Annotated in this window: 25 protein-coding genes; 8 read left to right on the forward strand and 17 right to left on the reverse strand. The window is 60.5% G+C overall.

Annotation, left to right across the window (positions count from 1 at the left end):
* The first annotated feature begins 95 nt into the window (after positions 1–95).
* On the forward strand, positions 96–614 hold the full coding sequence (locus tag V6F91_RS15760) for an acyloxyacyl hydrolase (protein WP_024014291.1): 519 nt from the start codon (positions 96–98) through the stop codon (positions 612–614).
* Positions 615–747: 133 nt separating this feature from the next.
* On the opposite strand, the gene V6F91_RS15765 is transcribed toward V6F91_RS15760, so the two are convergent.
* The 12 genes from V6F91_RS15765 to V6F91_RS15820 all read right to left on the reverse strand — a co-directional run bounded on the left by V6F91_RS15765 (position 748) and on the right by V6F91_RS15820 (position 11,344).
* The gene (locus V6F91_RS15765; protein WP_090286229.1) at positions 748–1,053 is read right to left on the reverse strand and encodes a YkgJ family cysteine cluster protein; all 306 of its coding nucleotides are present in this window, start codon (positions 1,051–1,053) and stop codon (positions 748–750) included.
* Positions 1,054–1,105: 52 nt separating this feature from the next.
* Positions 1,106–1,597, reverse strand: coding sequence for a DUF2878 domain-containing protein (locus tag V6F91_RS15770; protein ID WP_332765972.1), 492 nt, complete (start codon positions 1,595–1,597; stop codon positions 1,106–1,108).
* The gene (locus V6F91_RS15775) at positions 1,590–2,855 is read right to left on the reverse strand and encodes a cyclopropane-fatty-acyl-phospholipid synthase family protein (protein WP_332765974.1); all 1,266 of its coding nucleotides are present in this window, start codon (positions 2,853–2,855) and stop codon (positions 1,590–1,592) included. The genes V6F91_RS15770 and V6F91_RS15775 overlap by 8 nt, the downstream gene beginning before the upstream one ends.
* Complete coding sequence (locus V6F91_RS15780) at positions 2,842–3,657, reverse strand: DUF1365 domain-containing protein (RefSeq protein ID WP_332765976.1); 816 nt, start codon at positions 3,655–3,657, stop codon at positions 2,842–2,844. The genes V6F91_RS15775 and V6F91_RS15780 overlap by 14 nt, the downstream gene beginning before the upstream one ends.
* Positions 3,654–4,901 (reverse strand): NAD(P)/FAD-dependent oxidoreductase, encoded by a 1,248-nt coding sequence (locus V6F91_RS15785; RefSeq protein WP_332765978.1) that lies wholly within the window; start codon positions 4,899–4,901, stop codon positions 3,654–3,656. Before V6F91_RS15785 ends, V6F91_RS15780 begins: the two co-directional genes overlap by 4 nt.
* Positions 4,898–5,680, reverse strand: coding sequence for an SDR family NAD(P)-dependent oxidoreductase (locus V6F91_RS15790; RefSeq protein WP_208939792.1), 783 nt, complete (start codon positions 5,678–5,680; stop codon positions 4,898–4,900). The genes V6F91_RS15785 and V6F91_RS15790 overlap by 4 nt, the downstream gene beginning before the upstream one ends.
* Positions 5,677–6,099: a nuclear transport factor 2 family protein gene (locus V6F91_RS15795; protein WP_093098393.1), complete on the reverse strand. Its 423-nt coding sequence runs from the start codon at positions 6,097–6,099 to the stop codon at positions 5,677–5,679. Before V6F91_RS15795 ends, V6F91_RS15790 begins: the two co-directional genes overlap by 4 nt.
* Positions 6,092–7,537 carry a deoxyribodipyrimidine photo-lyase gene (gene phrB / locus V6F91_RS15800; protein WP_332766725.1) on the reverse strand — a complete coding sequence of 482 codons (1,446 nt, stop codon included), beginning with the start codon at positions 7,535–7,537 and terminating at the stop codon, positions 6,092–6,094. Before phrB ends, V6F91_RS15795 begins: the two co-directional genes overlap by 8 nt.
* Positions 7,538–7,558: 21 nt before the next feature.
* The gene (locus V6F91_RS15805) at positions 7,559–8,500 is read right to left on the reverse strand and encodes a MerR family transcriptional regulator (protein ID WP_332765982.1); all 942 of its coding nucleotides are present in this window, start codon (positions 8,498–8,500) and stop codon (positions 7,559–7,561) included.
* Positions 8,500–9,462 (reverse strand): DUF523 and DUF1722 domain-containing protein, encoded by a 963-nt coding sequence (locus tag V6F91_RS15810; RefSeq protein WP_332765984.1) that lies wholly within the window; start codon positions 9,460–9,462, stop codon positions 8,500–8,502. The genes V6F91_RS15805 and V6F91_RS15810 overlap by 1 nt, the downstream gene beginning before the upstream one ends.
* A 683-nt stretch (positions 9,463–10,145) precedes the next feature.
* Entirely contained in the window at positions 10,146–10,361 is a 216-nt protein-coding gene (locus tag V6F91_RS15815; protein ID WP_332765986.1) for a TIGR02450 family Trp-rich protein, read from the reverse strand.
* A complete protein-coding gene (locus V6F91_RS15820; RefSeq protein ID WP_090286208.1) occupies positions 10,358–11,344 on the reverse strand; it encodes an NAD(P)/FAD-dependent oxidoreductase in 987 nt (328 codons plus the stop codon). The genes V6F91_RS15815 and V6F91_RS15820 overlap by 4 nt, the downstream gene beginning before the upstream one ends.
* 197 nt (positions 11,345–11,541) lie before the next feature.
* On the opposite strand from V6F91_RS15820, the gene V6F91_RS15825 reads away from it, so the two are divergent.
* Positions 11,542–12,444, forward strand: coding sequence for a TIGR01777 family oxidoreductase (locus tag V6F91_RS15825; protein WP_332765988.1), 903 nt, complete (start codon positions 11,542–11,544; stop codon positions 12,442–12,444).
* A 13-nt stretch (positions 12,445–12,457) separates the two neighbouring features.
* Positions 12,458–13,483 (forward strand): ferrochelatase, encoded by a 1,026-nt coding sequence (gene hemH / locus V6F91_RS15830; protein WP_332765990.1) that lies wholly within the window; start codon positions 12,458–12,460, stop codon positions 13,481–13,483.
* Between the two features lie 111 nt (positions 13,484–13,594).
* Here the strand turns inward: hemH and V6F91_RS15835 are convergent, their stop codons facing one another.
* The gene (locus tag V6F91_RS15835; RefSeq protein WP_090286201.1) at positions 13,595–14,869 is read right to left on the reverse strand and encodes a uracil-xanthine permease family protein; all 1,275 of its coding nucleotides are present in this window, start codon (positions 14,867–14,869) and stop codon (positions 13,595–13,597) included.
* A gap of 2 nt (positions 14,870–14,871) precedes the next feature.
* Positions 14,872–15,510 carry a uracil phosphoribosyltransferase gene (upp, locus tag V6F91_RS15840; RefSeq protein ID WP_024014279.1) on the reverse strand — a complete coding sequence of 213 codons (639 nt, stop codon included), beginning with the start codon at positions 15,508–15,510 and terminating at the stop codon, positions 14,872–14,874.
* Between the two features lie 164 nt (positions 15,511–15,674).
* Between upp and V6F91_RS15845 the strand changes: the two genes are divergently transcribed.
* From V6F91_RS15845 to V6F91_RS15855, 3 genes are all read left to right on the forward strand, one after another.
* Positions 15,675–16,232, forward strand: coding sequence for a hypoxanthine-guanine phosphoribosyltransferase (locus V6F91_RS15845; protein ID WP_090286198.1), 558 nt, complete (start codon positions 15,675–15,677; stop codon positions 16,230–16,232).
* 182 nt (positions 16,233–16,414) lie between these two features.
* Positions 16,415–16,894 (forward strand): hypothetical protein, encoded by a 480-nt coding sequence (locus V6F91_RS15850; RefSeq protein WP_332765995.1) that lies wholly within the window; start codon positions 16,415–16,417, stop codon positions 16,892–16,894.
* Between the two features lie 63 nt (positions 16,895–16,957).
* Positions 16,958–17,245, forward strand: a complete 288-nt coding sequence (locus tag V6F91_RS15855) for a PA4642 family protein (RefSeq protein ID WP_332765997.1) — start codon at positions 16,958–16,960, stop codon at positions 17,243–17,245.
* Positions 17,246–17,322: 77 nt separating this feature from the next.
* Here V6F91_RS15855 and mqo read toward each other — a convergent pair whose 3' ends face one another.
* The gene (mqo, locus tag V6F91_RS15860) at positions 17,323–18,831 is read right to left on the reverse strand and encodes a malate dehydrogenase (quinone) (RefSeq protein WP_332765999.1); all 1,509 of its coding nucleotides are present in this window, start codon (positions 18,829–18,831) and stop codon (positions 17,323–17,325) included.
* A 707-nt stretch (positions 18,832–19,538) separates the two neighbouring features.
* The gene (locus tag V6F91_RS15865; RefSeq protein ID WP_090286191.1) at positions 19,539–19,772 is read right to left on the reverse strand and encodes a hypothetical protein; all 234 of its coding nucleotides are present in this window, start codon (positions 19,770–19,772) and stop codon (positions 19,539–19,541) included.
* Between the two features lie 204 nt (positions 19,773–19,976).
* Between V6F91_RS15865 and V6F91_RS15870 the strand changes: the two genes are divergently transcribed.
* Positions 19,977–20,561: a YajG family lipoprotein gene (locus tag V6F91_RS15870; protein WP_024014276.1), complete on the forward strand. Its 585-nt coding sequence runs from the start codon at positions 19,977–19,979 to the stop codon at positions 20,559–20,561.
* Between the two features lie 244 nt (positions 20,562–20,805).
* Here the strand turns inward: V6F91_RS15870 and V6F91_RS15875 are convergent, their stop codons facing one another.
* Positions 20,806–21,012, reverse strand: a complete 207-nt coding sequence (locus V6F91_RS15875; RefSeq protein WP_008083982.1) for a hypothetical protein — start codon at positions 21,010–21,012, stop codon at positions 20,806–20,808.
* 193 nt (positions 21,013–21,205) lie between these two features.
* Between V6F91_RS15875 and V6F91_RS15880 the strand changes: the two genes are divergently transcribed.
* Positions 21,206–21,484 carry a hypothetical protein gene (locus V6F91_RS15880; RefSeq protein ID WP_101161925.1) on the forward strand — a complete coding sequence of 93 codons (279 nt, stop codon included), beginning with the start codon at positions 21,206–21,208 and terminating at the stop codon, positions 21,482–21,484.
* The last annotated feature ends 24 nt before the right edge of the window (positions 21,485–21,508 follow it).

Below are 21,508 nucleotides of genomic sequence, written 5' to 3' on the forward strand. Positions count from 1 at the left end.
GTCGAAATAAGCTGAACTTCTGTTCGAGCGCAGATTTCTATAGCGACAGCAGCAACTAAAAACCAAACGATCGTTCCGGAAAAGGAAGTTTCAAAGTGAAGCGACTATTCTGCTTGGCCGCGATTGCGGCCGCACTGATGGGGCAAAGCATTTCTGCACAAGCCGCTGGCGTTGAATTCGCCGTTGGCGGTACCAGCGATTCGACCATGACTTATCGCTTAGGCATGAATTTCGACTGGGACAAGAGCTGGCTGCAGAGCGACGTTGGTCGCCTGACCGGCTACTGGAGCGGCGCTTACACCTATTGGGAAGGTGACAAGACGTCGAGCAACAACAGCCTGTCGTTCTCGCCGGTATTCGTTTACGAATTTGCCGGCCAGTCGGTCAAACCGTACGTTGAAGCGGGTATCGGTGCGGCGTTCTTCTCCAACACCGAATATGAAAGCAACAAACTCGGCGGCTCCTTCCAGTTCGAGGACCGCATCGGTTTCGGCCTGCGTTTCAATGGCGGCCATGAAGTCGGGATTCGCGCGACGCACTATTCCAACGCCGGCCTGTCCAGCGACAACGATGGCGTAGAGAGTTACGCGCTGCATTACACGATGCCGCTGTAACCGCTAGACGCCTGAACCCTTGTGGGAGCGAGCCTGCTCGCGAAAGCGCTATTTCATTCAACATCTTCGTTGAACATGAAACAGCCTCCGCGAGCAGGCTCGCTCCCACATTGGTTTTTGGATGTACCTGAAGTCAGCGGTAGGCGGTGGCGATGCCGCGCCGTTCCTCAATGCACTCCGGTGCACCCATCTCGAATTCGCGGCAGATCAGCGGGCGTTTTTCGTAGATCGTGCACATCATGCTGTCGCGATCCAGCGCCGCGCACCAGCCGTCGTCCAGACGCAGCATCACTTCGCCGCCCCACTCATCGGTATCGATAAAACGCTCAGGCACGCCCGTGTCGGTGATCAGCATGACTTCGAGCTGGCAGCAGCAGGCTGCGCAGGTCGAGCAGGTGACCGCCGGTTCGGCGATTTGTTGGTGAGGAATGGTTTTCATGGCGCCAGTGTAAGGCAGCGGCCGCTGTGCGTGTGAAAGCGCTGACAGACGCTCACTGCGCCAGGCGCCGGCCCATGACATGCAGCAACGGAAATACAAACGCCCAGAGCACACCGATGCCAATCAACGTCGGCCAATCGCCGTAAGGAAATTGCACCCCGGCCAGGCGCCCTCCCGCGTAATACGACAGTGCACCACCGACTGCCCCCAGCGCGCTGGCCAGCCACCACGGCCGAGCGCTCCATTGCAGACAATGGCGCAACGTCGTCGCCAACAATGCCCAGAGCAACATCAGCCACAGCGGAATCAGCGGCGACGGGTCGCTGAACTCGAACACGCTCAGCGCACGCAAAACACTGTCCAGCGCCGTACCGACAATCACCACGCTAAGCACCAGACGGCCCTCGGTCGCCCAACTGCTGAGCCAGCGCAGATGAATCACCAGCACCGCCAATGCCAGCAGCAACCACAGACTGTTGCCGCCTAATACGCAGGTCAGCCAGCCGAGCTGAAACAGCACGGCGTTGGCGACATTTTTAAGCATCGAAGCGTCCAAGCAGCGGCGCGGTGATCGCCGCCGGTTTGGCCAGCAGCAGTTGCGCCGTGCCAATCGCGCGCTCGAGGAAACCGCCCTCGCAGTAGCACAAGTAGAACTCCCACAAGCGCAGGAAATAATCGTCATAGCCCAGCTCGGTCAAACGGCCGTGGGCCTGACGAAAGTTTTCATGCCACAGGCGCAGGGTCCGCGCGTAGTGCAAGCCGAAATCTTCCATGTGCAGCAGGTTCATGTCGGTGTCGCGGCTGACCACGTCGAGCATCTTCTGCACGCTGGGCAAGGCGCCGCCGGGGAAAATGTAGCGCTGGATGAAATCGACGCTACGGCAGGCCTGTTCGTAGCGCTGCTCACGAATGGTGATGGCCTGGATCAGCATCAGCCCGTTGCTCTTGAGCAACTGCGCGCACTGCTTGAAGTAGGTCGGCAGGAAGCGATGGCCGACTGCTTCGATCATCTCGATCGACACCAGTTTGTCGTACTGCCCGGTGAGGTCGCGATAGTCCTGCAACAGCAGGGTGACGCGATCCTGCAAGCCCAATTGTTCGATGCGTTGCGCGGTAAAGGCGTACTGCTCTTTCGACAGGGTCGTGGTGGTCACGCGGCAGCCGTAGTGCTGCGCCGCGTACAGCGCCATGCTGCCCCAACCGGTGCCGATCTCCAGCAAGTGATCGTCGGGTTGCAAGGCAAGCTTCTGGCAGATGCGCTGCAGTTTGTTCAGTTGCGCCTGTTCGAGGCTGTCGTCGGGGCGCAGGAATTGCCCGGCCGAGTACATCATGGTCGGGTCGAGAAACTGCTCGAACAGGTCGTTGCCCAGGTCGTAATGTGCAGCGATGTTCTTCTGCGAACCCTTGCGAGTGTTGCGGTTGAGCCAGTGCAGGCCTTGCACCAACGGCCGACTGATGCGTGCCAGGCCGCCCTCCATTGCATCGAGCACGTCGAGGTTGCTGACGAACACGCGCACCACCGCGGTCAGATCCGGCGAACTCCAATAGCCGTGGATGAACGCTTCGCCAGCGCCAATCGAACCGTTGCCGGCGACCATGCCCCACAGCGCAGGATCGTTGACGTGGATTTCCCCCAGCAGCGTGCTGCCCGGAGTGCCGAACAGCAGGCGTTCGCCATCCTCGATCACCAGCAGTTGTCCGTGTTTAAGCAGGCTCAATTGGCGCAAGACGCCACGGCGCAACAGCGAACCGGTCAAACCGTTGGTGCTGAGCCAACCGGCCGACAGACTAGAGGATTTCATGGCGGTGCTCCTTGGGAGACACAGTGGCGGTTTGAAAGCTGCCGTCGGCAGTCTGATGGGTGAAAATCGGCGCGCGCTTGAGTAACAGGCGCAGCGCCTGCCAATAAATGGCCAAAGCGGTTTTTGCGGTCATCCACGGGAAACGTCGCAGGTAACGGTGCAGGCTGTGGCGATCGAGGCGTTCGCGTTGCAGATTGAGCGTGGCGTCGAACAGTTTCTGCTCGCCCTGCCAGTCGGCCATGTGCACGCCGAGGTTTTGCGCGGCGGGGCTAAAGCTCATGCGGTATTCGACATCGCGTGGCAAAAACGGTGACACATGAAAAGCTTTGGCCACGGCGAAGTGCTGATGAAAATCGTCCAGGCTCAGCGGTGCGCGCGCCGGCAACACGTAGTGATAGCGCTCGCGCCACGGCGTATTGGTGACTTCGCAGACAATCGCCGCCAGTTGCCCGTCCGCCTCATGGCAGTAAAAGAAACTGACCGGATTGAACGACAAGCCCCAGCTGCGCACCTGGGTCAGCAGGCAGATCGAACCCTGCGGCTCATGGCCGATGGCTGCGCCGACCTGCTGGCGCACGGCATCGATCAGGCGCATGCCTTGGCCGGTGAAGGCCTTGAGGTAGTCGGTCTCGCGGAATGAAAACGCTGCAAAGCGACTGCGGCCGGCCAGCGGCGACAGGGCGAGAACCGCGTCCTGCTCGCTCAGGTCGAGGTACAGCAAGCCGATGCGGTAGCGGAATTCATGGCGACGCGGCGAAAAACGCCGGTGGCCGATCCAGCCGCTGTACAGGGCGCTGTTCATAGGGTTTCCCCGAACGCGGCGGCCACGCGCAAACCGCTGACCACTCCGTCCTCGTGAAAACCGTTGGCCCAATACGCGCCGCAATAATGCGTGTGCTGCGCGCCGTCGAGTTCGCCCCAGCGCTGCTGTGCCGCCACCGCGTTGAGGCTGAATTGCGGGTGCGCGTAGGTGTAACGGGCGAGCACTTTGTCCGGGCTGATACCGGCGCTCTGGTTGAGGCTTACGCAAAACGTCGTGTCGCTTTGAATGCCTTGAAGAATGTTCATGTCGTAGGTGACGGCCGCGTGGGTGTGGCCGGCGCCGCTGAGCCGGTAGTTCCAGCTCGCCCACGCCAGTTTGCGTGTCGGCAGCAGGCGCGTGTCGGTGTGCAGCACCACTTCGTTGTCGGCGTACGGCAGGGCGCCGAGGATCGCCCGTTCGGCATCGCTCGGTGTCGCCAGCAGTTTCAGTGCCTGATCGCTGTGGCACGCAAACACCACGCGGTCGAAGTGCTCGATGCCGGCCGGGCTGTGAGTGACCACGCCATGGGTGTCGCGATCGACGCGGGTCACCGGGCAATGGGTGCGAATCCGTTCCTTGAACGAAGCGGTCAGCGGCGCGATGTAGGCGCTCGAACCGCCCTCGATGACCTGCCATTGCGGACGGTCGCTGACCGACAGCAGTCCATGATTTTTGAAAAAGCGCACAAAGAACTGCAGCGGGAAATTGAGCATTTCCGCCATCGACATCGACCAGATCGCCGAGCCCATCGGTACGATGTAATGCAGGATGAAACGCTCACTGTAGCCGCCGGCCTTGAGGTATTCGTCCAGCGTGGTATCGGCGGCGATGCGCAGTTCGAGCAGGTCGCGCTGGGCTTCTTTGTTGAAGCGCAGAATGTCGCGCAACATGCCCCAGAACCCCGGCGACAATAGATTGCTGCGCTGGGCGAAAAGACTGTTGAGATTGTTGCCGTTGTATTCCAGACCGGTGTCGGGATCGCTGACCGAGAAACTCATCTCGGTCGGTTTGAACGCCACGCCCAGTTGCCCGAGCAAGCGGATGAAGTTTGGATACGTCCAGTCGTTAAATACGATGAAACCAGTGTCCAGCGCATAGTCACGCCCGTTCACCGTCACCGGCACGGTATGCGTGTGGCCGCCAACCCAGTCGCTGGCCTCGAACACCGTGATGTCGTGGCGGCGATTGAGCAGGTAGGCGCAGGTCAGCCCGGCGATGCCGCTGCCGATAATGGCGATTTTCATGTCGGGTCCGTCAATGGCGGAGATTTGCGCACCATGCGTTTGCCGATCGCCAGTTGCACACGCGACGGCAGCTTCGACAGAGGCCACAGCGCAGCCATGAACAGCGCCGGAAAGGCGATCTCCAGTGGTCGGTCCTTGAGTTTGGCGAAGATGTGCCGCGCGGCTTTATCCACAGGCCAGCTCAGCGGCATGGGGAAATCGTTTTTCGCGGTCAGCGGCGTATCGACAAAACCAGGGCTGACCACGGTGACTTCGATGCCTTCGTCGGCCAGGTCAATGCGCAGTGATTCGAACAGATAACGCAGGCCGGCCTTCGACGCGCCATAAGCTTCGGCGCGTGGCAGCGGCAGGTAAGTCACCGAACTGGCAACACCGACCAGATGCGGCGCGGTGCCTTTGCGCAGCAGGGGCAGGGCTGCTTCGATGCAGTAGCTGCTGGCGAGCAGATTGGTGCGCACCACGTGCTCGATGATCGATGAGTCGAACTGTTTCGCGTCGACATACTCACAGGTGCCGGCGTTGAGGATCACCGAATCCAGCGAGCCCCAGTCTTCGGCGATCTGCTCGCCGATCTCGCGCACGGTCTGGCTGTTGGTCAGGTCGCCGGGTACCACCAGCACTTGGCCCGGATAGCGTTGCGACAAGACTTTCAGCGGCGCAATCTGCCGCGAACTGACCGCCAAATGCGCGCCGGTTTTCAGAATTTCCTCAGCCAGTGCCGCGCCGATGCCACTGCTGGCACCGGTCAGCCAATAACGCCGTGGAGGTGTACGACTCATCCCATTCTCCTTTTTAGCCAGGCGATGACCCGGCCCAATACGGGTAAATGCTCATACAGCAGCGCCCCGGCATCGAAATAATCCCGATGGCGATAAACCTTGTCGTGCCACAACAGATGCGAGCAGCCGCTGACGCGAATCACTTGCCCGCTCGCCAGACGCGGGTGGCGATAACTCATGACCCAGCGCAAGTAGCCTTCGCCGTCCGCGATCTGGTCGTAACCGTGAAAATCGAAGCGCAGCTCGCTGACGTTGGCGTACAGCTCGTTGAAGTAATCGCGCAACTGTTGCAGGCCCTGCACTTCGTGCAGCGGGTCGGTGAAATGAATGTCGTGGCTGTACAGCTCGCCGAGGCGGTCCAGGTTGTCTTTGTTCAACGTGGAAAATTGCCCGGCGAAGCGGTACAGGAACTCACTCATCACGGCCTCCGGCGGGCAGGCGCGACGGCAGGTTCTTGAACGCGGCCAGAGCACGCTCGCGCGAGGTGCTGAGGTTGACGATCGGCGCTGGATAATCAGCAACGCCAAACAAACCGCCGAGTTTGGCCGGGTTGTGCACGTCTTTCTTGTTCAGGCCGCTCAGCTCCGGCAGCCAGTGCTTGATGAACAGGCCTTCGCTGTCGAATTTTTCCGACTGGCTCAGCGGATTGAAAATCCGGAAGTACGGTGCCGAGTCGGTGCCGGTCGAGGAGCTCCACTGCCAGCCACCGTTGTTCGCCGCCAGATCGCCGTCGATCAGATGCCGCATGAAAAAACGCTCGCCTTCGCGCCAGTCAATCAGCAGGTTTTTGGTCAGAAACATCGCCACGACCATGCGCAGGCGATTGTGCATCCAGCCGGTTTCGAGCAATTGGCGCATGGCTGCGTCGATGATCGGCAGACCGGTGCGCGCCTCTTGCCAGGCGGCCAGTTCGGCCGGCGCGTCACGCCAGGCCAGCGCTTCGGTTTCCGGGCGAAACGCGCGATGGCGCGAGACCCGCGGATAACCGACCAGAATGTGTTTATAGAATTCGCGCCAGAGCAGCTCGTTGATCCAGGTAACTGCGCCGACCTTGCCGCTTTCGAATTCGCCCTGATTGCTGTGCAGCGCGGCATGCAGGCACTGACGCGGCGAGATCACCCCGGCCGCCAGATAAGCAGAAAGCTGGCTGGTGCCAGGTTTCGCCGGGAAGTCGCGCTCGCTCTGGTAATAGTCGATTTGCGCGTCGGTGAAGCTGTCGAGACGGTGCCGGGCTTCGTCTTCACCGGCCGGCCACAGCGCTTGCAGGGTTTCGCTCGGCGTGGCGAACCCCTTGATCGATGCGGGAATCGGATCACTGTCGACGTGCAGCGCGGCTTGTTTGCCGGGTGCCTTGATCAGCGCTGGCAACGAGCGGTGCAGGCGTTCGTAACAGACCTTGCGAAATTGGCTGAACACCTGGAAATAGGTGTCGGTCTTGGTCAGCACGGTGCCGGGTTTGAACAGCAACTGATCGAGGTAGCTATGGAATTCGATGCCTGCGGCTTTCAGGGTTTGGCTGACGGCGGCGTCGCGGCGGCTTTCATGGACACCGTATTCCTCGTTGACGTGGACTGCCTGAATTCCTAGTTCCTTGCACAGTTTCAGCAGTTGCGCGGGCGCCTGATCCCAATGCGTCGCGGTGCGAATCAGCAACGGAATATTCAGCGCGGCGAGGCTTTGGCTCAGGACGGTGAGGTTGCGCAACCAGAAGTCGACCTTGCACGGGGCATCGTCATGTTCCAGCCATTGCTGCGGACTCAGCAGGTACACGGCCACCGTCGGCCCGCGCGCAGCGGCGGCGGCCAAAGCGGTGTTGTCATGTAGGCGCAAGTCGCAGCGCAGCCAGATCAATTGCATGTCGGAACTCACCGCGTCCATTTAAATCAATCCACGCTGAACAAGTGCCTGGTGGGCCAGAAGCACGTCTTCTGCCAGGAGTACATCAGCCATCTCAGAGGTTTTTACGGACAACTCGGCGTGGTGGATGCATACCGTTGGTCCGACGATGATTTTCGGGCAACCGACGCCGTTGAGCAGCTTTGGCAACTGGCCCAGGTTCATGGCTTTGCTGGAATACAGCAGTACGCCACGCGCCTTTAGATGTTCCACCGCCAGGGCCAGTTCGGCGGCGGGTAGCGGCCAGTCGAACACTTGCACCGGGCAATCGGTACTGCTGATCAACCAGGCGCACAGCCACAGATGTGGTTCCAGTGGCAAGTCGGAATGATTGATCAACAGCAGCGGGGCGCCGTGGAACTGGCGGTTGTTGTGGTAGATGCGCGTGCCGAACTTGCTGCGCAGCCAGGAATAGAAGAACACTCGTTCCATCTGCGCGCCGAACTGGCCCTGCCAGCGCTGCTCCAGTTCCGTCAGCAGCGGCATCAGCAACTGCTCGCAGAGGGTGCGCGGCGGATACAGCGCCATGGCCTGATTGATGCTGTCGTCGAGCAAGCGCTCATTGAGCTGGGTGACCGCGCTCATCAGCGTCTGGTGCAATTGCTGCCAATCGTTCTCTACCGTTTCACTGAAGGCCTGCGGCGTGTCGAGCAACGGCTTGACCTGACTGACCGCGACGCCGCGGTTGAGCCAGGTGAGAATCGCCAGAATGCGCTGCACATGTTCCGCCGAATACAGGCGATGGCCTTTGGGCGTACGCTGCGGCACGACCAGCCCGTAGCGGCGCTCCCAGGCGCGCAGGGTGATCGCGTTGACACCGGTCTGCCGCGCCACTTCGCGGATTGGCAGCCAACCCTCGTCGAGGGCCTTTTTAAAGTCGGCGCCGAGATCTTCCTGGGCGCTGCTGTCGGTTTTATCGTTCATTAGATAGCGTTTCGCAGACTGAGGTTTTCCGGGTGCGGTTGCAGGTAAACCTGCTGCGCAATGTACGGATCCGGATGGAGGCGAAAGTGATGCTTGAGCAGGGTCAGCGGCACCACCAGCGGCACGATGCCCTGGCGGTACTGGCCAATGACGTGCTGCATTTCTTTTTTGTCTTCAGCGCTCAGCGATTGTTTCAAATAACCGCTGATGTGCAGCAAGACGTTGCAGTGGGTGCCACGGGTCGCGCATTTCTTCAGGGCGGCCATCAGCTCGCTGAAGTAGCGCGGGCCGAGTTCGGCCGGATCGCTGTCGGCCATGTTGCCGAGCAGTTTGCCGAGGGCTTTGTATTGCAGCGGGTTGTGCGCCATCAGCAGGTATTTGTAGCGCGAGTGAAATTCGGTCAGTACGCGACGGCTCAGGCCTTGTGCGAGCACTTGCTGCCAAGCGCTGTAGGCGAGGACGCGGGTGATGAAGTTTTCGCGCAGGACCGGGTCGTTCAGGCGTCCGGCTTCTTCTACGGGCAGGTCGGGGTGTTTGGCGCAGAAGGCCTGGGCGTAAATGCCGCGACCGCCGCCGTTCACCGGGGCGCCGTTGGCGTGGTAGACCTTGACCCGCTCGAGGCCGCAGGACGGTGATTGCTGCATGAAGATGTAGCCGCAGAGGTCGTTGAGTTCGGCGGCCATCTGCTCACCGTATTCAGCCAGTGGGGCGGTGACGTTGATCGCAGGGTTTACGGTGCCGACGGCTTGCGGGTGTTCGGGATCGCCGACCAGTCGGATCGGTTCGCGGGGGATGCCCATGCCGATGGCGACTTCGGGGCACAGTGGGGTGAAATCAAAGTATTCGGTGAGGGTGCGGCTGCACAGGCGCGATTCCTTGTGTCCGCCGTTGTAGCGCACTTCGGCGCCGAGCAGGCAGGCGCTGATGGCGATTTTTGGCTTGGACGTGGGGGTAGCGGACATGGGCACCTCGCGATCTATACCTGTACAGGGGGTTTTGTCTGTACAACTTTTTGTCAGCATAGATGGGTTGGTGTACAAGTCAAATAGTTTGTACAAGATTTAAGGGTTGGAATGGTGGCTTTTTTTTTATGTGGGAGCGAGCCTGCTCGCGAAGGCTTTCTTTCAGGCGGTGAGTTTTGCGTACATATCCGTTGCTGCGGTAACGGCTGCTTAGGGTTCCGCCCTTACGGCGGGTCACCTTTTTCAAACGCCAAAAAGGTAACCCAAAACGCTTGCTCCTACGTTCGGCCCTCGCAGGCTCGGGTCCCTTCGCTCCGGGATCAATTCCTCCACTCAGCCTTCCGACGTCGCCGGTGACGCAAGATCAAGATCAAGAGCACGCGAGCTAACGCTCATTGTTGAGTGGTGAAGAGCGGGCGGTTGGCTGTTGAGCTGCGGTGTGGCTGCCCCTCACCCCCAGCCCTCTCCCGAGGTAGAGGGGGCCGATCTGCTTTGGTTTTGATATTCGCGTACGACTCGGTATTGCACGTCGGCGTACCTCTCACATCCACCACGGTCAGTCCCCTCTCCCTCCGGGAGAGGGCCAGGGTGAGGGTTGGCTTTTGCTGTGCCTTGGCTGGCAAACCTGATTTGCAGGACGAGCGGGTTATCGTCCATCGCCCGCGAGCTCGCTCTCACAGGATTTATTTCCACCCCAGAATCCACTGTTCGGCATTTTTCAGCACTTGCCAATCCAGCCGTTCGCTGCGTTTGGTCAACACAGCCTGCAGTTCTATTTCCAGCACGGTGCCTTCTTCATCGCGGAACAGTTCGGTGACGAGGAAGTGTTTTTCGCGATGTTGCGGTTGGGCTGCTGTCCATTTCGACAGCAGCAGTTTGCTCGGGTTGAGGCGGTTCATTGCAAGTGTTCGTGCAGGCGGCGGGCGGCTTCCTGGCCGCTGAGCCAGGCGCCTTCGACGCGGCCGGAGAGGCACCAGTCGCCGCAGGCGTAGAGGCCGAGGTCGGCGTCGGCGAGGGTGCCCCACTCGTGGCCGGTGGCCGGGCGGGCGTAGAGCCAGCGGTGGGCGAGGCTGAAGGTGGGGGCAGGCATGGCGCTGTGCAGGAGTTCGGCGAAGGCGCCGTGCAGGTGTTCGATCACCGCTTCCTTGGACAGGTCGATGTGTTGCCGGCTCCAGGCGCTGGTGGCGTGCAGGACCCAGGTGTCGAGCGTGGTGTCGCGTCCGGGTTTGCTGCGGTTGCGGGCCAGCCAGTCGAGTGGGCTGTCTTGCACGAAGCAGCCTTCAATCGGGGTGTCCAACGGGGTTTCGAAGGCCAGAGCGACGGCCCAGGTCGGGTCCATTTTGACCCCGGCGGCGGCCGCAGCGAGTTTCGGTGCGGCGGCGAGCAGGGCGGTGGCTTGTGGCGCTGGTGTAGCAATCACGACGTGGCTGAACGGGCCGTGAGTGAAGCCTTCGGCGTCCTGCAGATGCCAGTGTTGTTCGCCGCGGAAGACTTCGGTGATGCGGCAGGCGAACTGCACGTTCAGGCCGTCGAGCAGGCCGCGGGTGATGGCGCTCATGCGGGGGGCACCGACCCAGCGGGTCTGCTCGTCCGGGGACATGTTCAGTTGCCCGCCCTGATACGAGTAGAGCTGCGGCGCCCATTCGGCGACCCAGCCCTGGCTTTGCCAGCGCTGCACTTCGGTGACGAAGCGGCGGTCGCGGGCGGTGAAGTATTGCGCGCCGAGGTCCAGCGAACCGGCGTCACTGCGTTTGCTCGACATGCGTCCACCGCTGCCGCGGCTTTTGTCGAAGAGTTGCACGGTGTGCCCGGCCTCTGTCAGAGCCTGGGCGGCGGAGAGTCCGGCGATGCCGGTGCCGATGATTGCGATAGGTACAGTCATAGGGGCCTCGTTTACCTTTCTGTACAGACTACGCCGTCGATTAAACCTGTACAATTATGTTTTTTGGTATAACTTCTGCCATTCTCGTTTCGTTAGCTTGGCCTATGGTTAAACAATAGAGCCCGCCCGATGGAAAAGATCCCTGCTTATAAAAATAGACTAGTGATCCGGGTTAAACGCCACGCGAGGAAGATGTCATGCACATATTGCTGACCGGCGGTACTGGTTTGATCGGACGTCAGCTCTGCCGTCATTGGCTGGAGCAGGGCCATCGTCTGACAGTGTGGAGTCGCAGTCCCGATAAAGTTGCGAAGATCTGCGGCGCGTCGGTGCGTGGCATCGCCCGTCTGGAAGACCTCGGCGAGGAGCCGCTCGACGCGATTGTCAATCTGGCCGGCGCGCCGATTGCCGATCGGCCCTGGACGCACCGGCGCAAGGCGTTGCTGTGGAGCAGCCGGATCAAGCTCACCGAAAGCCTGTTGACCTGGCTCGAGACCCGAACGCAAAAACCGGCATTGTTGATTTCAGGCTCGGCCATCGGCTGGTACGGCGACGGCGGGGAGCGCGAGTTGACCGAAGAGTCGCCGCCGGTGATCGACGATTTCGCCAGTCAGTTGTGCATCGCCTGGGAAGAGACGGCCCTGCGTGCGGAAAATCTGGGCATGCGTGTGGTGCTGGTCCGAACTGGTCTGGTGCTGTCGGCCGAGGGCGGCTTTTTGTCGCGCCTGCTGTTGCCGTTCAAGCTCTGTCTGGGCGGGCCGTTGGGCACTGGGCGGCAGTGGATGCCGTGGATTCATATCAACGACCAAATCGCCCTGATTGATTTTCTTCTGCACCGCGAGCTGGCCAGTGGTCCTTATAATGCCTGCGCGCCTAAACCGGTGCGCAATCGCGAATTCGCGCAGACGCTGGGCAGCGTGCTGCACCGTCCGGCGTTCATGCCGATGCCAACGCTGGCGCTGAAAGTCGGCCTCGGTGAGATGTCATTGCTGTTGCTCGGCGGCCAGAAGGCCCTGCCGGTACGCTTGCTGGAAGCGGGCTTCACTTTCCAGTTCACGGATTTACGCGCGGCTCTGGACGATCTTTCCAGCCGCCTCTGAAATAGGACGTTGCATGACCGATCACGCCTTGCTTCTGGTCAACCTGGGTTCCCCGGCCTCGACCTCGGTGGCCGATGTGCGCCGCTACCTCAATCAATTTCTGATGGACCCGTACGTCATCGATCTGCCATGGCCGGTGCGGCGTTTGCTGGTGTCGCTGATCCTGATCAAACGCCCGGAGCAGTCTGCGCATGCCTATGCCTCGATCTGGTGGGAGGAGGGTTCGCCGCTGGTCGTGCTCAGCCAGCGTCTGCAACAGCAGATGAACCAGACCTGGAAGCATGGCCCGGTCGATCTGGCGATGCGTTATGGCGAGCCGTCGATTGAAACCTGCCTGCTACGCCTGGTGAAGGCCGGGCACCGGAAAATCACCCTGGCGCCGCTGTATCCGCAGTTCGCCGACAGCACCACCACCACGGTGATCGAAGAAGCACGACGCGTGCTGCGCGAGCACAAGCTGGATGTGCAGCTGTCGATCCTGCAGCCGTTTTACGACCAGCCGGAATACATCGATGCACTGGTGGCCAGCGCTCGCCCGCATTTGCAGCAGGATTTCGATCACCTGCTGCTGAGTTTCCACGGTTTGCCGGAGCGGCATCTGACCAAGCTCGATCCGAGCGGCAATCATTGCTTGAAAGGCGTCGATTGCTGCCAGACCGCGTCACCGGCGGTGCTGGCGACCTGTTACCGCGCGCAGTGTTTCCGCACCGCCGCCGAGTTCGCCAAGAGCATGGGCCTGGCGGACGGCAAGTGGTCGGTGTCGTTTCAGTCGCGCCTGGGACGGGCGAAGTGGATCGAACCGTACACCGAAGCGCGCCTGGATGAACTGGCGAAAAGCGGCGTGAAGAAGATTCTGGTGATGTGCCCGGCATTCGTTGCTGACTGCATCGAGACGCTGGAAGAAATCGGTGATCGCGGCAAGGAGCAATTCCGCGAAGCAGGTGGCGAGGAACTGGTGCTGGTGCCCTGCCTGAATGACGACCCGCAATGGGCCAAGGCATTGGCAGCACTCTGCGAACGAGCGCCGCTGGCCCTCTAAAGGCCAAGAGCTTCGCGAGCAGGCTCGCTCCCACAAGTTGAAATGCATTCCAAACTGTGGGAGCGAGCCTGCTCGCGAATGCGGTGAGTCAGGCGACGAACATCTATTGGCTTAGATCAGCGGCTCATCCGCTTTCTTCTGCTTCCAGCCATCATTGCCCGGCAGGATCAGGTTCAGCGCAATCGCCACCACCGCGCACAGCGCGATACCTTTGAGGCCGAAGTCGTCAGGGCCGGTGCCGGTGCCGACCAGCACACCGCCAATACCAAATACCAGCGTCACCGAGACGATCACCAGATTGCGCGCTTCGCCCAGGTCGATCTTGTGGCGGATCAGGGTGTTCATCCCCACCGCCGCGATCGAGCCGAACAACAGGCACAGAATCCCGCCCATCACCGGCACCGGAATGCTTTGCAGCAGCGCGCCGAACTTGCCGATGAACGCCAAGGTGATGGCGAAGATCGCCGCCCAGGTCATGATTTTCGGGTTGTAGTTCTTGGTCAGCATCACCGCGCCGGTCACTTCGGCATAGGTGGTGTTGGGTGGGCCGCCGAACAGCCCGGCAGCGGTGGTAGCAATGCCGTCACCGAGCAGGGTGCGATGCAGGCCCGGCTTCTTCAGGTAATCGCGACCGGTCACGCTGCCGACGGCAATCACGCCACCGATGTGCTCGATCGCCGGCGCCAGGGCCACCGGAACGATGAACAGGATCGCCTGCCAGTTGAACTCCGGCGCGGTGAAGTGCGGCAGGGCGAACCAGGGCGCCGCCGCAATCTTCGCGGTGTCGACCACGCCGAAATAGAACGACATGGCAAAACCCACCAGCACCCCGGAAATGATCGGCACCAGACGGAAGATGCCTTTGCCGAACACCGCCACGATCAACGTGGTCAGCAGCGCCGGCATCGAAATCAGCATCGCGGTCTGGTAGGGGATCAATTCAGAACCATCGCCAGCCTTGCCCATCGCCATGTTCGCGGCAATCGGCGCCATGGCCAGGCCGATCGAGATGATCACCGGACCGATCACCACCGGTGGCAGCAGACGGTCAATGAACCCGGTGCCTTTGATCTTCACGGCGAGGCCGAGGAAGGTGTAGACGAAACCGGCCGCCATCACCCCGCCCATGGTCGCGGCGAGGCCGAACTGGCCCTTGGCGAGAATGATCGGGGTAATGAAGGCGAAGCTCGACGCCAGAAACACCGGCACCTGACGCCCGGTGACGATCTGGAACAGGATTGTCCCCAGACCCGCGGTAAACAGTGCCACGTTCGGGTCCAGGCCCGTGATCAGCGGCATCAGCACCAAAGCGCCGAAAGCCACGAACAGCATCTGGGCGCCGGACAGCACCGTGCGCCAGAGCGGATCGTTGAACTCTTGCTGCATGCTTACGCGTCCTTCTGCTTGGTGCCGAAAATCTTGTCACCGGCGTCGCCAAGCCCAGGAATGATGTAGCCATGCTCGTTCAAGCGTTCATCGATGGACGCGGTGTAGATGGTCACGTCCGGGTGCGCCTGCTCTACTGCAGCAATGCCTTCTGGCGCGGCGACCAGGACCATGGCGCGGATGTCGCGGCAACCGGCTTTCTTCAGCAGGTCGATGGTCGCAACCATGGAGCTGCCGGTGGCGAGCATCGGGTCGATGATCATCGCCAGACGTTCGTCGATTTCCGGCACCAGTTTTTCCAGATAGGTGTGCGCTTGCAGGGTTTCTTCGTTGCGCGCAACACCGACAGCCGAAACCTTGGCCCCCGGAATCAGGCTGAGCACGCCTTCGAGCATGCCGATGCCGGCGCGCAGGATCGGTACGACGGTGATTTTCTTGCCGGCGATCTTTTCCACCGACACGGTGCCGCACCAGCCGGCGATGTCGTAGGATTCGAGCGGCAAGTCTTTGGTCGCTTCATAGGTCAACAGGGCGCCGACTTCCTGAGCGAGCTCACGGAAATTCTTGGTGCTGATGTCAGCGCGGCGCATCAGGCCGAGTTTATGGCGGATCAGCGGATGGCGGATCTCGAGAATGGGCATGGAAAAACTCCGGCGGCGGGCAAAAAAACCGGCCTAGATTAATCTATCCGAGGGTGATGTCCTATAGGACATACAGTACGTTAGTCCATAAAGGCTTGATTCAGCCGTTGCGGATGCGTACCTTTGCCCGCTTTTCCGAATCCGAAGCCCCCCTGGAGAGCGCCATGTCCGCTGATCTCGAGCATATCCGTCAAGTCATGCGAGAGGCTGACTGCCTGTACACCGAAGCTGAAGTCGAGGCGGCCATCGCCCGTGTCGGAGCACAAATCAACGAACAACTGGCGGACACCAACCCGGTGGTGTTCTGCGTGATGAACGGCGGCCTGATCTTCTCCGGCAAACTGCTGACGCATCTGCAGTTCCCGCTGGAAGCGTCCTACCTGCACGCCACCCGTTATCGCAATGAAACCAGCGGCGGTGACCTGTTCTGGAAGGCCAAGCCGGAAGTCTCGTTCATTGACCGCGACGTGCTGATCATCGACGACATCCTCGACGAAGGTCACACCCTGGGCGCGATCATCGACTTCTGCAAACACGCCGGCGCCCGCAAAGTGCACACCGCCGTGCTGATCGACAAGGACCACGACCGCAAGGCGCGGCCTGACCTGAAAGCCGATTTCGTCGGCCTGCCGTGCATCGACCGCTACATCTTCGGTTATGGCATGGACTACAAGGGTTACTGGCGCAACGCCAACGGGATTTACGCCGTCAAGGGCATGTAATCCCTGGCATCCCCCAATCCCTGTGGGAGCGAGCCTGCTCGCGAAGGCATAGTGTCAGTCAGCTTTATTGAAACTGACACACCGCTTTCGCGAGCAGGCTCACTCCCACAGTTGTTTTGTGTGTGCTGATCCATCCGTGATACCCATGCTAGAGTGCTCGGCCCCGCCCCCCGGAGCCTGTCATGCGCCTCTTGACCCGCAGCTTTGCCGCGCTGTTGCTGTCCCTCAGCCTGCCGTTGTCCGCCGCGCCGATGCACAGTCAATTCCTGCCGCCCGATGATCTGACCGTGCGCGATGCCGAGCCCGAGCAGCAACAACTGATGCAGGTCAGCGAGTACTCGGTGGTGGTCGGTGCGCAGCGCCAATCCAACCAGCAGCCGATTCCGGTGACCTCGTCGTTGTTGATCCGCCTCAAGGGCAAGTCGCTGAACAAGGGCGCGACCATCAGCCAGGTGCTGGTGAGTTTCGACGCTGAAAGCAAAAGCCTGAAAAAACCGGCCTACGACGACAAGAGCAAAACCCTGACGCTGTTTTATCCGCTCGCTCAGTACCGCGTGGTGATGGATCTGCTGCGCAACGACACCGTGTATGTGCAGTTCCTCGGTTACGCCAATGGCCATATCTGGGCCGATTTGCACACCGGTGCGGTGCGATCGCGTTGAGCAGGGCGGCCGGGCAGGGGTAAACTGCCTGCCCCGTGTCATGTCTGCGAGCTGGAGTCGGCAATGCGTAAAGATAAAAAACAAGTGATTGGTGACGAGATCGGCGATGAGCAGATCAAGCTGTTCCTCGATTTTGAGCCGGTCGACGCCACTTCGCCTTCGCTGCACAAACTGGTCAAGGCGTATCGCGGTCTGCGCATCGATGATTTCGAGCGCTTTCTGGGCTTCTTCGTCGCGGCCGGTTACGACGTTGATGGCAAGGATGCGCAGGGCAAGACCTTCGTTGAGCTGATCGCCGATCAGCGCAATGCCCCGGAATACATCGAGTTGATCGACAAGGCTCGCGGCTGAGGCATTCGATACATTTGCCAAGGCATAAAAAAACGCCCCGCACTCATTGAGTACGGGGCGTTTTTTATGCCGCGGGATCAAGCGTAGCTTGGCGTCTCGCTGTTTTCTTCTACCAGTTCCAGCGCGATGTTGTTCTGCGTGTTGATCTTGCGATACAGCGCAGCATCGGTTTCCAGGACTTTCTCACGGGCCGGGAAGATCTCGGCCAGTTTGCCGGCCCATTCGCCCTTGGCTTTGTCCGCGAAGCACTTCTCGATCAGTTCCAGCATGATCGAAACGGTCACCGACGCGCCTGGCGAAGCGCCGAGCAGGGCGGCGAGGGAGCCGTCCTTCGCGGCGACCAGCTCGGTACCGAATTGCAGGATGCCGCCCTTTTTCGGGTCTTTCTTGATGATCTGTACCCGCTGACCGGCCACTTCCAGGCGCCAGTCTTCAGCTTTCGCCTGCGGGTAGAAACGGCGCAGGGAATCCAGGCGCTGCTCCATCGATTGCATCACTTCGCTGACCAGGTACTTGGTCAGGTCCATGTTGTTTTTCGCCACCGCCAGCATCGGCCCGATGTTGCCGGCACGCACCGACAGCGGCAGGTCCATGAAGGAGCCGTGCTTGAGGAACTTGGTGGTGAAACCGGCGTATGGTCCGAACAGCAGGGATTTCTTGCCGTCGACGACGCGGGTGTCGAGGTGCGGCACCGACATCGGTGGCGAGCCCACGGCCGCCTGGCTGTAGACCTTGGCCTGATGCTGCTTGACCACTTCCGGGTTGTCGCAACGCAGCCACTGGCCACTGATCGGGAAGCCGCCGAAGCCTTTGCTTTCTTCGATGCCCGAAGCCTGCAGCAATGGCAATGCTGCGCCGCCAGCACCGAGGAAAACGAATTTGGCGTCGACTTCGCGTGTGTTGCCGTTGTTGACGTCCTTGATGCTGACAGTCCAGCCGTTGCCGTTACGCTTCAGGCCAGTGACGCGCTTGCAGTATTTGACCTGGGTGTCCGGGGCGCTGGTCAGGTGCTTGAGCAACTGATTGGTCAGGGCGCCGAAGTTGACGTCGGTGCCGTTCATCACGCGGGTCGCGGCGAGGACTTCGTCCGGCGAGCGACCCGGCATCATCAGCGGCATCCACTCGGCCATCTTGCCTTTGTCTTCGGTGTATTCCATGTCGGCGAAGGCGTGGTGCTTGCTCAACACATTGAAACGTTCCTTGAGGAACGACACACCGCCGTCGCCCTGAACGAAACTCAGGTGCGGCACCGGGCTGATGAAGGATTTGCACGAGCCGAAGGTGCCTTTTTTGGTCAGGTACGACCAGAACTGCTTCGACACCTCGAACTGGGTGTTGATGTGCACGGCTTTCTTGATGTCGACGCTGCCATCGGCAGCCTGCGGCGTGTAGTTCAGCTCACACAGACCCGCGTGGCCGGTACCGGCGTTGTTCCAGGGGTTGGAACTCTCGGCGGCACCGGAATCCATCAGCTCGACGACTTCCAGCTTGATTGCGGGGTCGAGCTCTTTTAGCAGTACGGCCAGGGTGGCGCTCATGATGCCGGCCCCTACCAGAACTACGTCGACTGCTTCGTTATGCGCCATTTAACGCGTCTCCAAAATCTGCAGCACCAAATTGTCGGCATGGCTGCCAGGCGTTCCGGGACAGGTCAGTGATGTCCGGGCGATCCGTGGTCAGGTTCGCCATGTCCGAATCTTCGCAATTTTTCGCAACTTTGACGGATGCGTGCGGCCTGGCTTCAAGGGTTCCATGAACTCATTTCTGCGCAAGGCTGGCAATTCGACTTATGGTCGAGACATCCGTTTTGTGCAACCAAATCCGTAGCGGACAGGCTTCAGGCTCCGGTATTCGAGGTATACCCGGTCCTGTGTCGTTGGGCTGTTCCAGACGCTAATGGTGCATGTTCAGACGCAAAACTATTCATTTGCTCGCCACACTCTTGTGAAGTTGTGAAAACCCGTTTTTTTCACGCTCTTTTGAAGACGTGAACCTCAAAAAAGGGCTGCCTTGGCCTGGCACCTGCCCGCAAAGGGCAAAAACACGCGGTGGCCGTGCGTCATGACAGCTCTGCAGATTCGCGAAAAGCGGGTTTTTGCCGAAAGAACAGGCAAGCGCGCCAACTTCACTCGATCTGTGTGGGCGGCTCTCTGTGGGCGATTTTTGATGTCGATGCATGCGCACTGACGCTGTTGCGGGGCCCGATCAGGAGACGTCCTTATAATCGGGGGGAGATTGTAGCGAAGAAACGCGCGCAGTTGCTCGTGTTTAATGACTTTTATTAGGCATCCGGTCAGATGCTCAACATCGCCTGGACCCGTGTGCGAGGCTGCGACGCTATGACGCGGGCACTGGCCGGCAGTGGCTGGTGCAACCAGTTGAGGCGGATTTCTTCGATTTCTACCCAGCCGTCGCCCATCGGTTGCAGGCTGCACTGCTTGAAGGCCTGGCAGTGGCCGTTGCGGTCGAGCAGGGCAAAGCAGCGATGCAGCGGACGCGGGGCGAACAACGAGATCAGATAACGCATGGCGGCGCTCCTTGTTTGAGAACTGATTGCAGCTTGCCGCCGGGCCGTGACGTCGCGGTGTATGCGCGGTGAAGAATCTGTGACAGGAACCGCTTTCGACCGGGTTTGTCAGACATTTCAGTATTCACTGTGCGGCGCTGGTTACCCGCAGTGGCCCACCGCTATACTGCCGGCCTGTTTGTGCCTGATTCTGGAGAGAAGAGCATGTTGCAACGCCTGTTGTTCGGTTTGATCACTGTGGCCGGTTTGACCCTGGCCGGCTGCGCCCACAGCCCGCAACAACTGAATCCGGAGCCGAAGCTGACCACGCAACTGCCAGCGGTCGGCCGTGGCCAGCCGGTGATCGTGCGTGTGGTCGACGGTCGTCCGTCGCCAACCCTCGGCACCCGTGGCGGCCTGTACCCGGAAACCAGCGCCATCACCGTGCAGCGTGAGCAGATCCTGCCCAAGTTGCAGGCTCAGGCCGAAGCCGCCGTGCGTCTGCTCGGCTTCACCCCGACCACCAACGCGCCGAACGCACCGCAGCTGACCGTGACCCTGGCCGAGCTGAAATATCAGTCGCCGAAAGAGGGTATGTACGTGACTGAAGCGACCATCGGCGCGACCTTCCGCTCCGACGTGCAGAACGCCAATCGCCGTTACAGCGGCCGCTACGGCGCTTCGCTGGACCAGCGCTTCGGCATGGCGCCGAACCAGGAAACCAACACCAAACTGGTCAGCGATGTGTTGAGCGATGCGTTGACGCGTCTGTTCAAGGATCCGACGGTGGGGCAGGTGCTCGCTGAGTAAGTTTTTGCGGATGTGAAAAAGCCCGGGGCCAGTGATGGTTTCCGGGCTTTTTTCTGGGACCTGAAATCCTACTCCCTCACCCCAGCCCTCTCCCCCAGGGGGGCGAGGGGGAAAGGGAGCGGATCGGGGGCTTTTCAAAACCGGAGTTCGGCGGGTTATTTCAGGTCGATGCATCTCGACCAAACACCTCGATCAGTCCCCTCTCCCTTCGGGAGAGGGCTAGGGTGAGGGTGCTTTTGCTTTTTCAGGCAGCCTGCGAATAAAAGTCGAGCACACTCACACCTGTCAGCAAATCAGTCTCCGGCAAATCCGCATGCTGATGCCCGCCCAGTGCGCAATACACCAGCCAATGCCGGTCCTGCACATTGAACGCAAGGCTGCCGACCAGACTTTGCTGTTCGTCGTAGGGCGTGATGAGATAAAGGCGATCCTGGTTTTCCGCGTGCAGCATGGTGCAATCCATTGAGGTTTCGAGGCGCGCAGGGTGAAGCATCCACATGACGATGCCGTGACACAGGACAGCCATCGGTCGATTGTCAGGTTATTTGTCGCAAAGGCTGGGGCAGGGCGGTCGGGTTTGGGTAGAATCCGCGCCGCGGTCGTCGGTCTGGCGTCTGCCGAACCGGTCTAGATTGAGGTCTGTGATGTCGCTGCACTTGATGACACTGTTTACCGCCCATCCCGCCAAATTGATCAATCTGCTGGCGCTGCTGCTGGCGTTTCCCGGCAGTTGGCTGTTGCACGCCACTCGTCGCCGTGAACAACGCGCGCAGGCCAGCCTCGCCGCTCAGCGTCAGGCGCAGCCGAATGCCGAGCCGATCCTCGATTGGGCGACCTTGCGCATGAACCGCTTTTTCTATCGTTTCGGTTTTGCCTGCCTGGGCCTGGCCTTGCTGGTGTCGTGGATCAGCACGCGTTTCTGACTCGTTAAGGCATGAAAAACGGCG

The sequence above is a fragment of the Pseudomonas koreensis genome, assembly GCF_036668835.1.
GTDB classification, from domain to species: domain Bacteria; phylum Pseudomonadota; class Gammaproteobacteria; order Pseudomonadales; family Pseudomonadaceae; genus Aquipseudomonas; species Aquipseudomonas koreensis_I.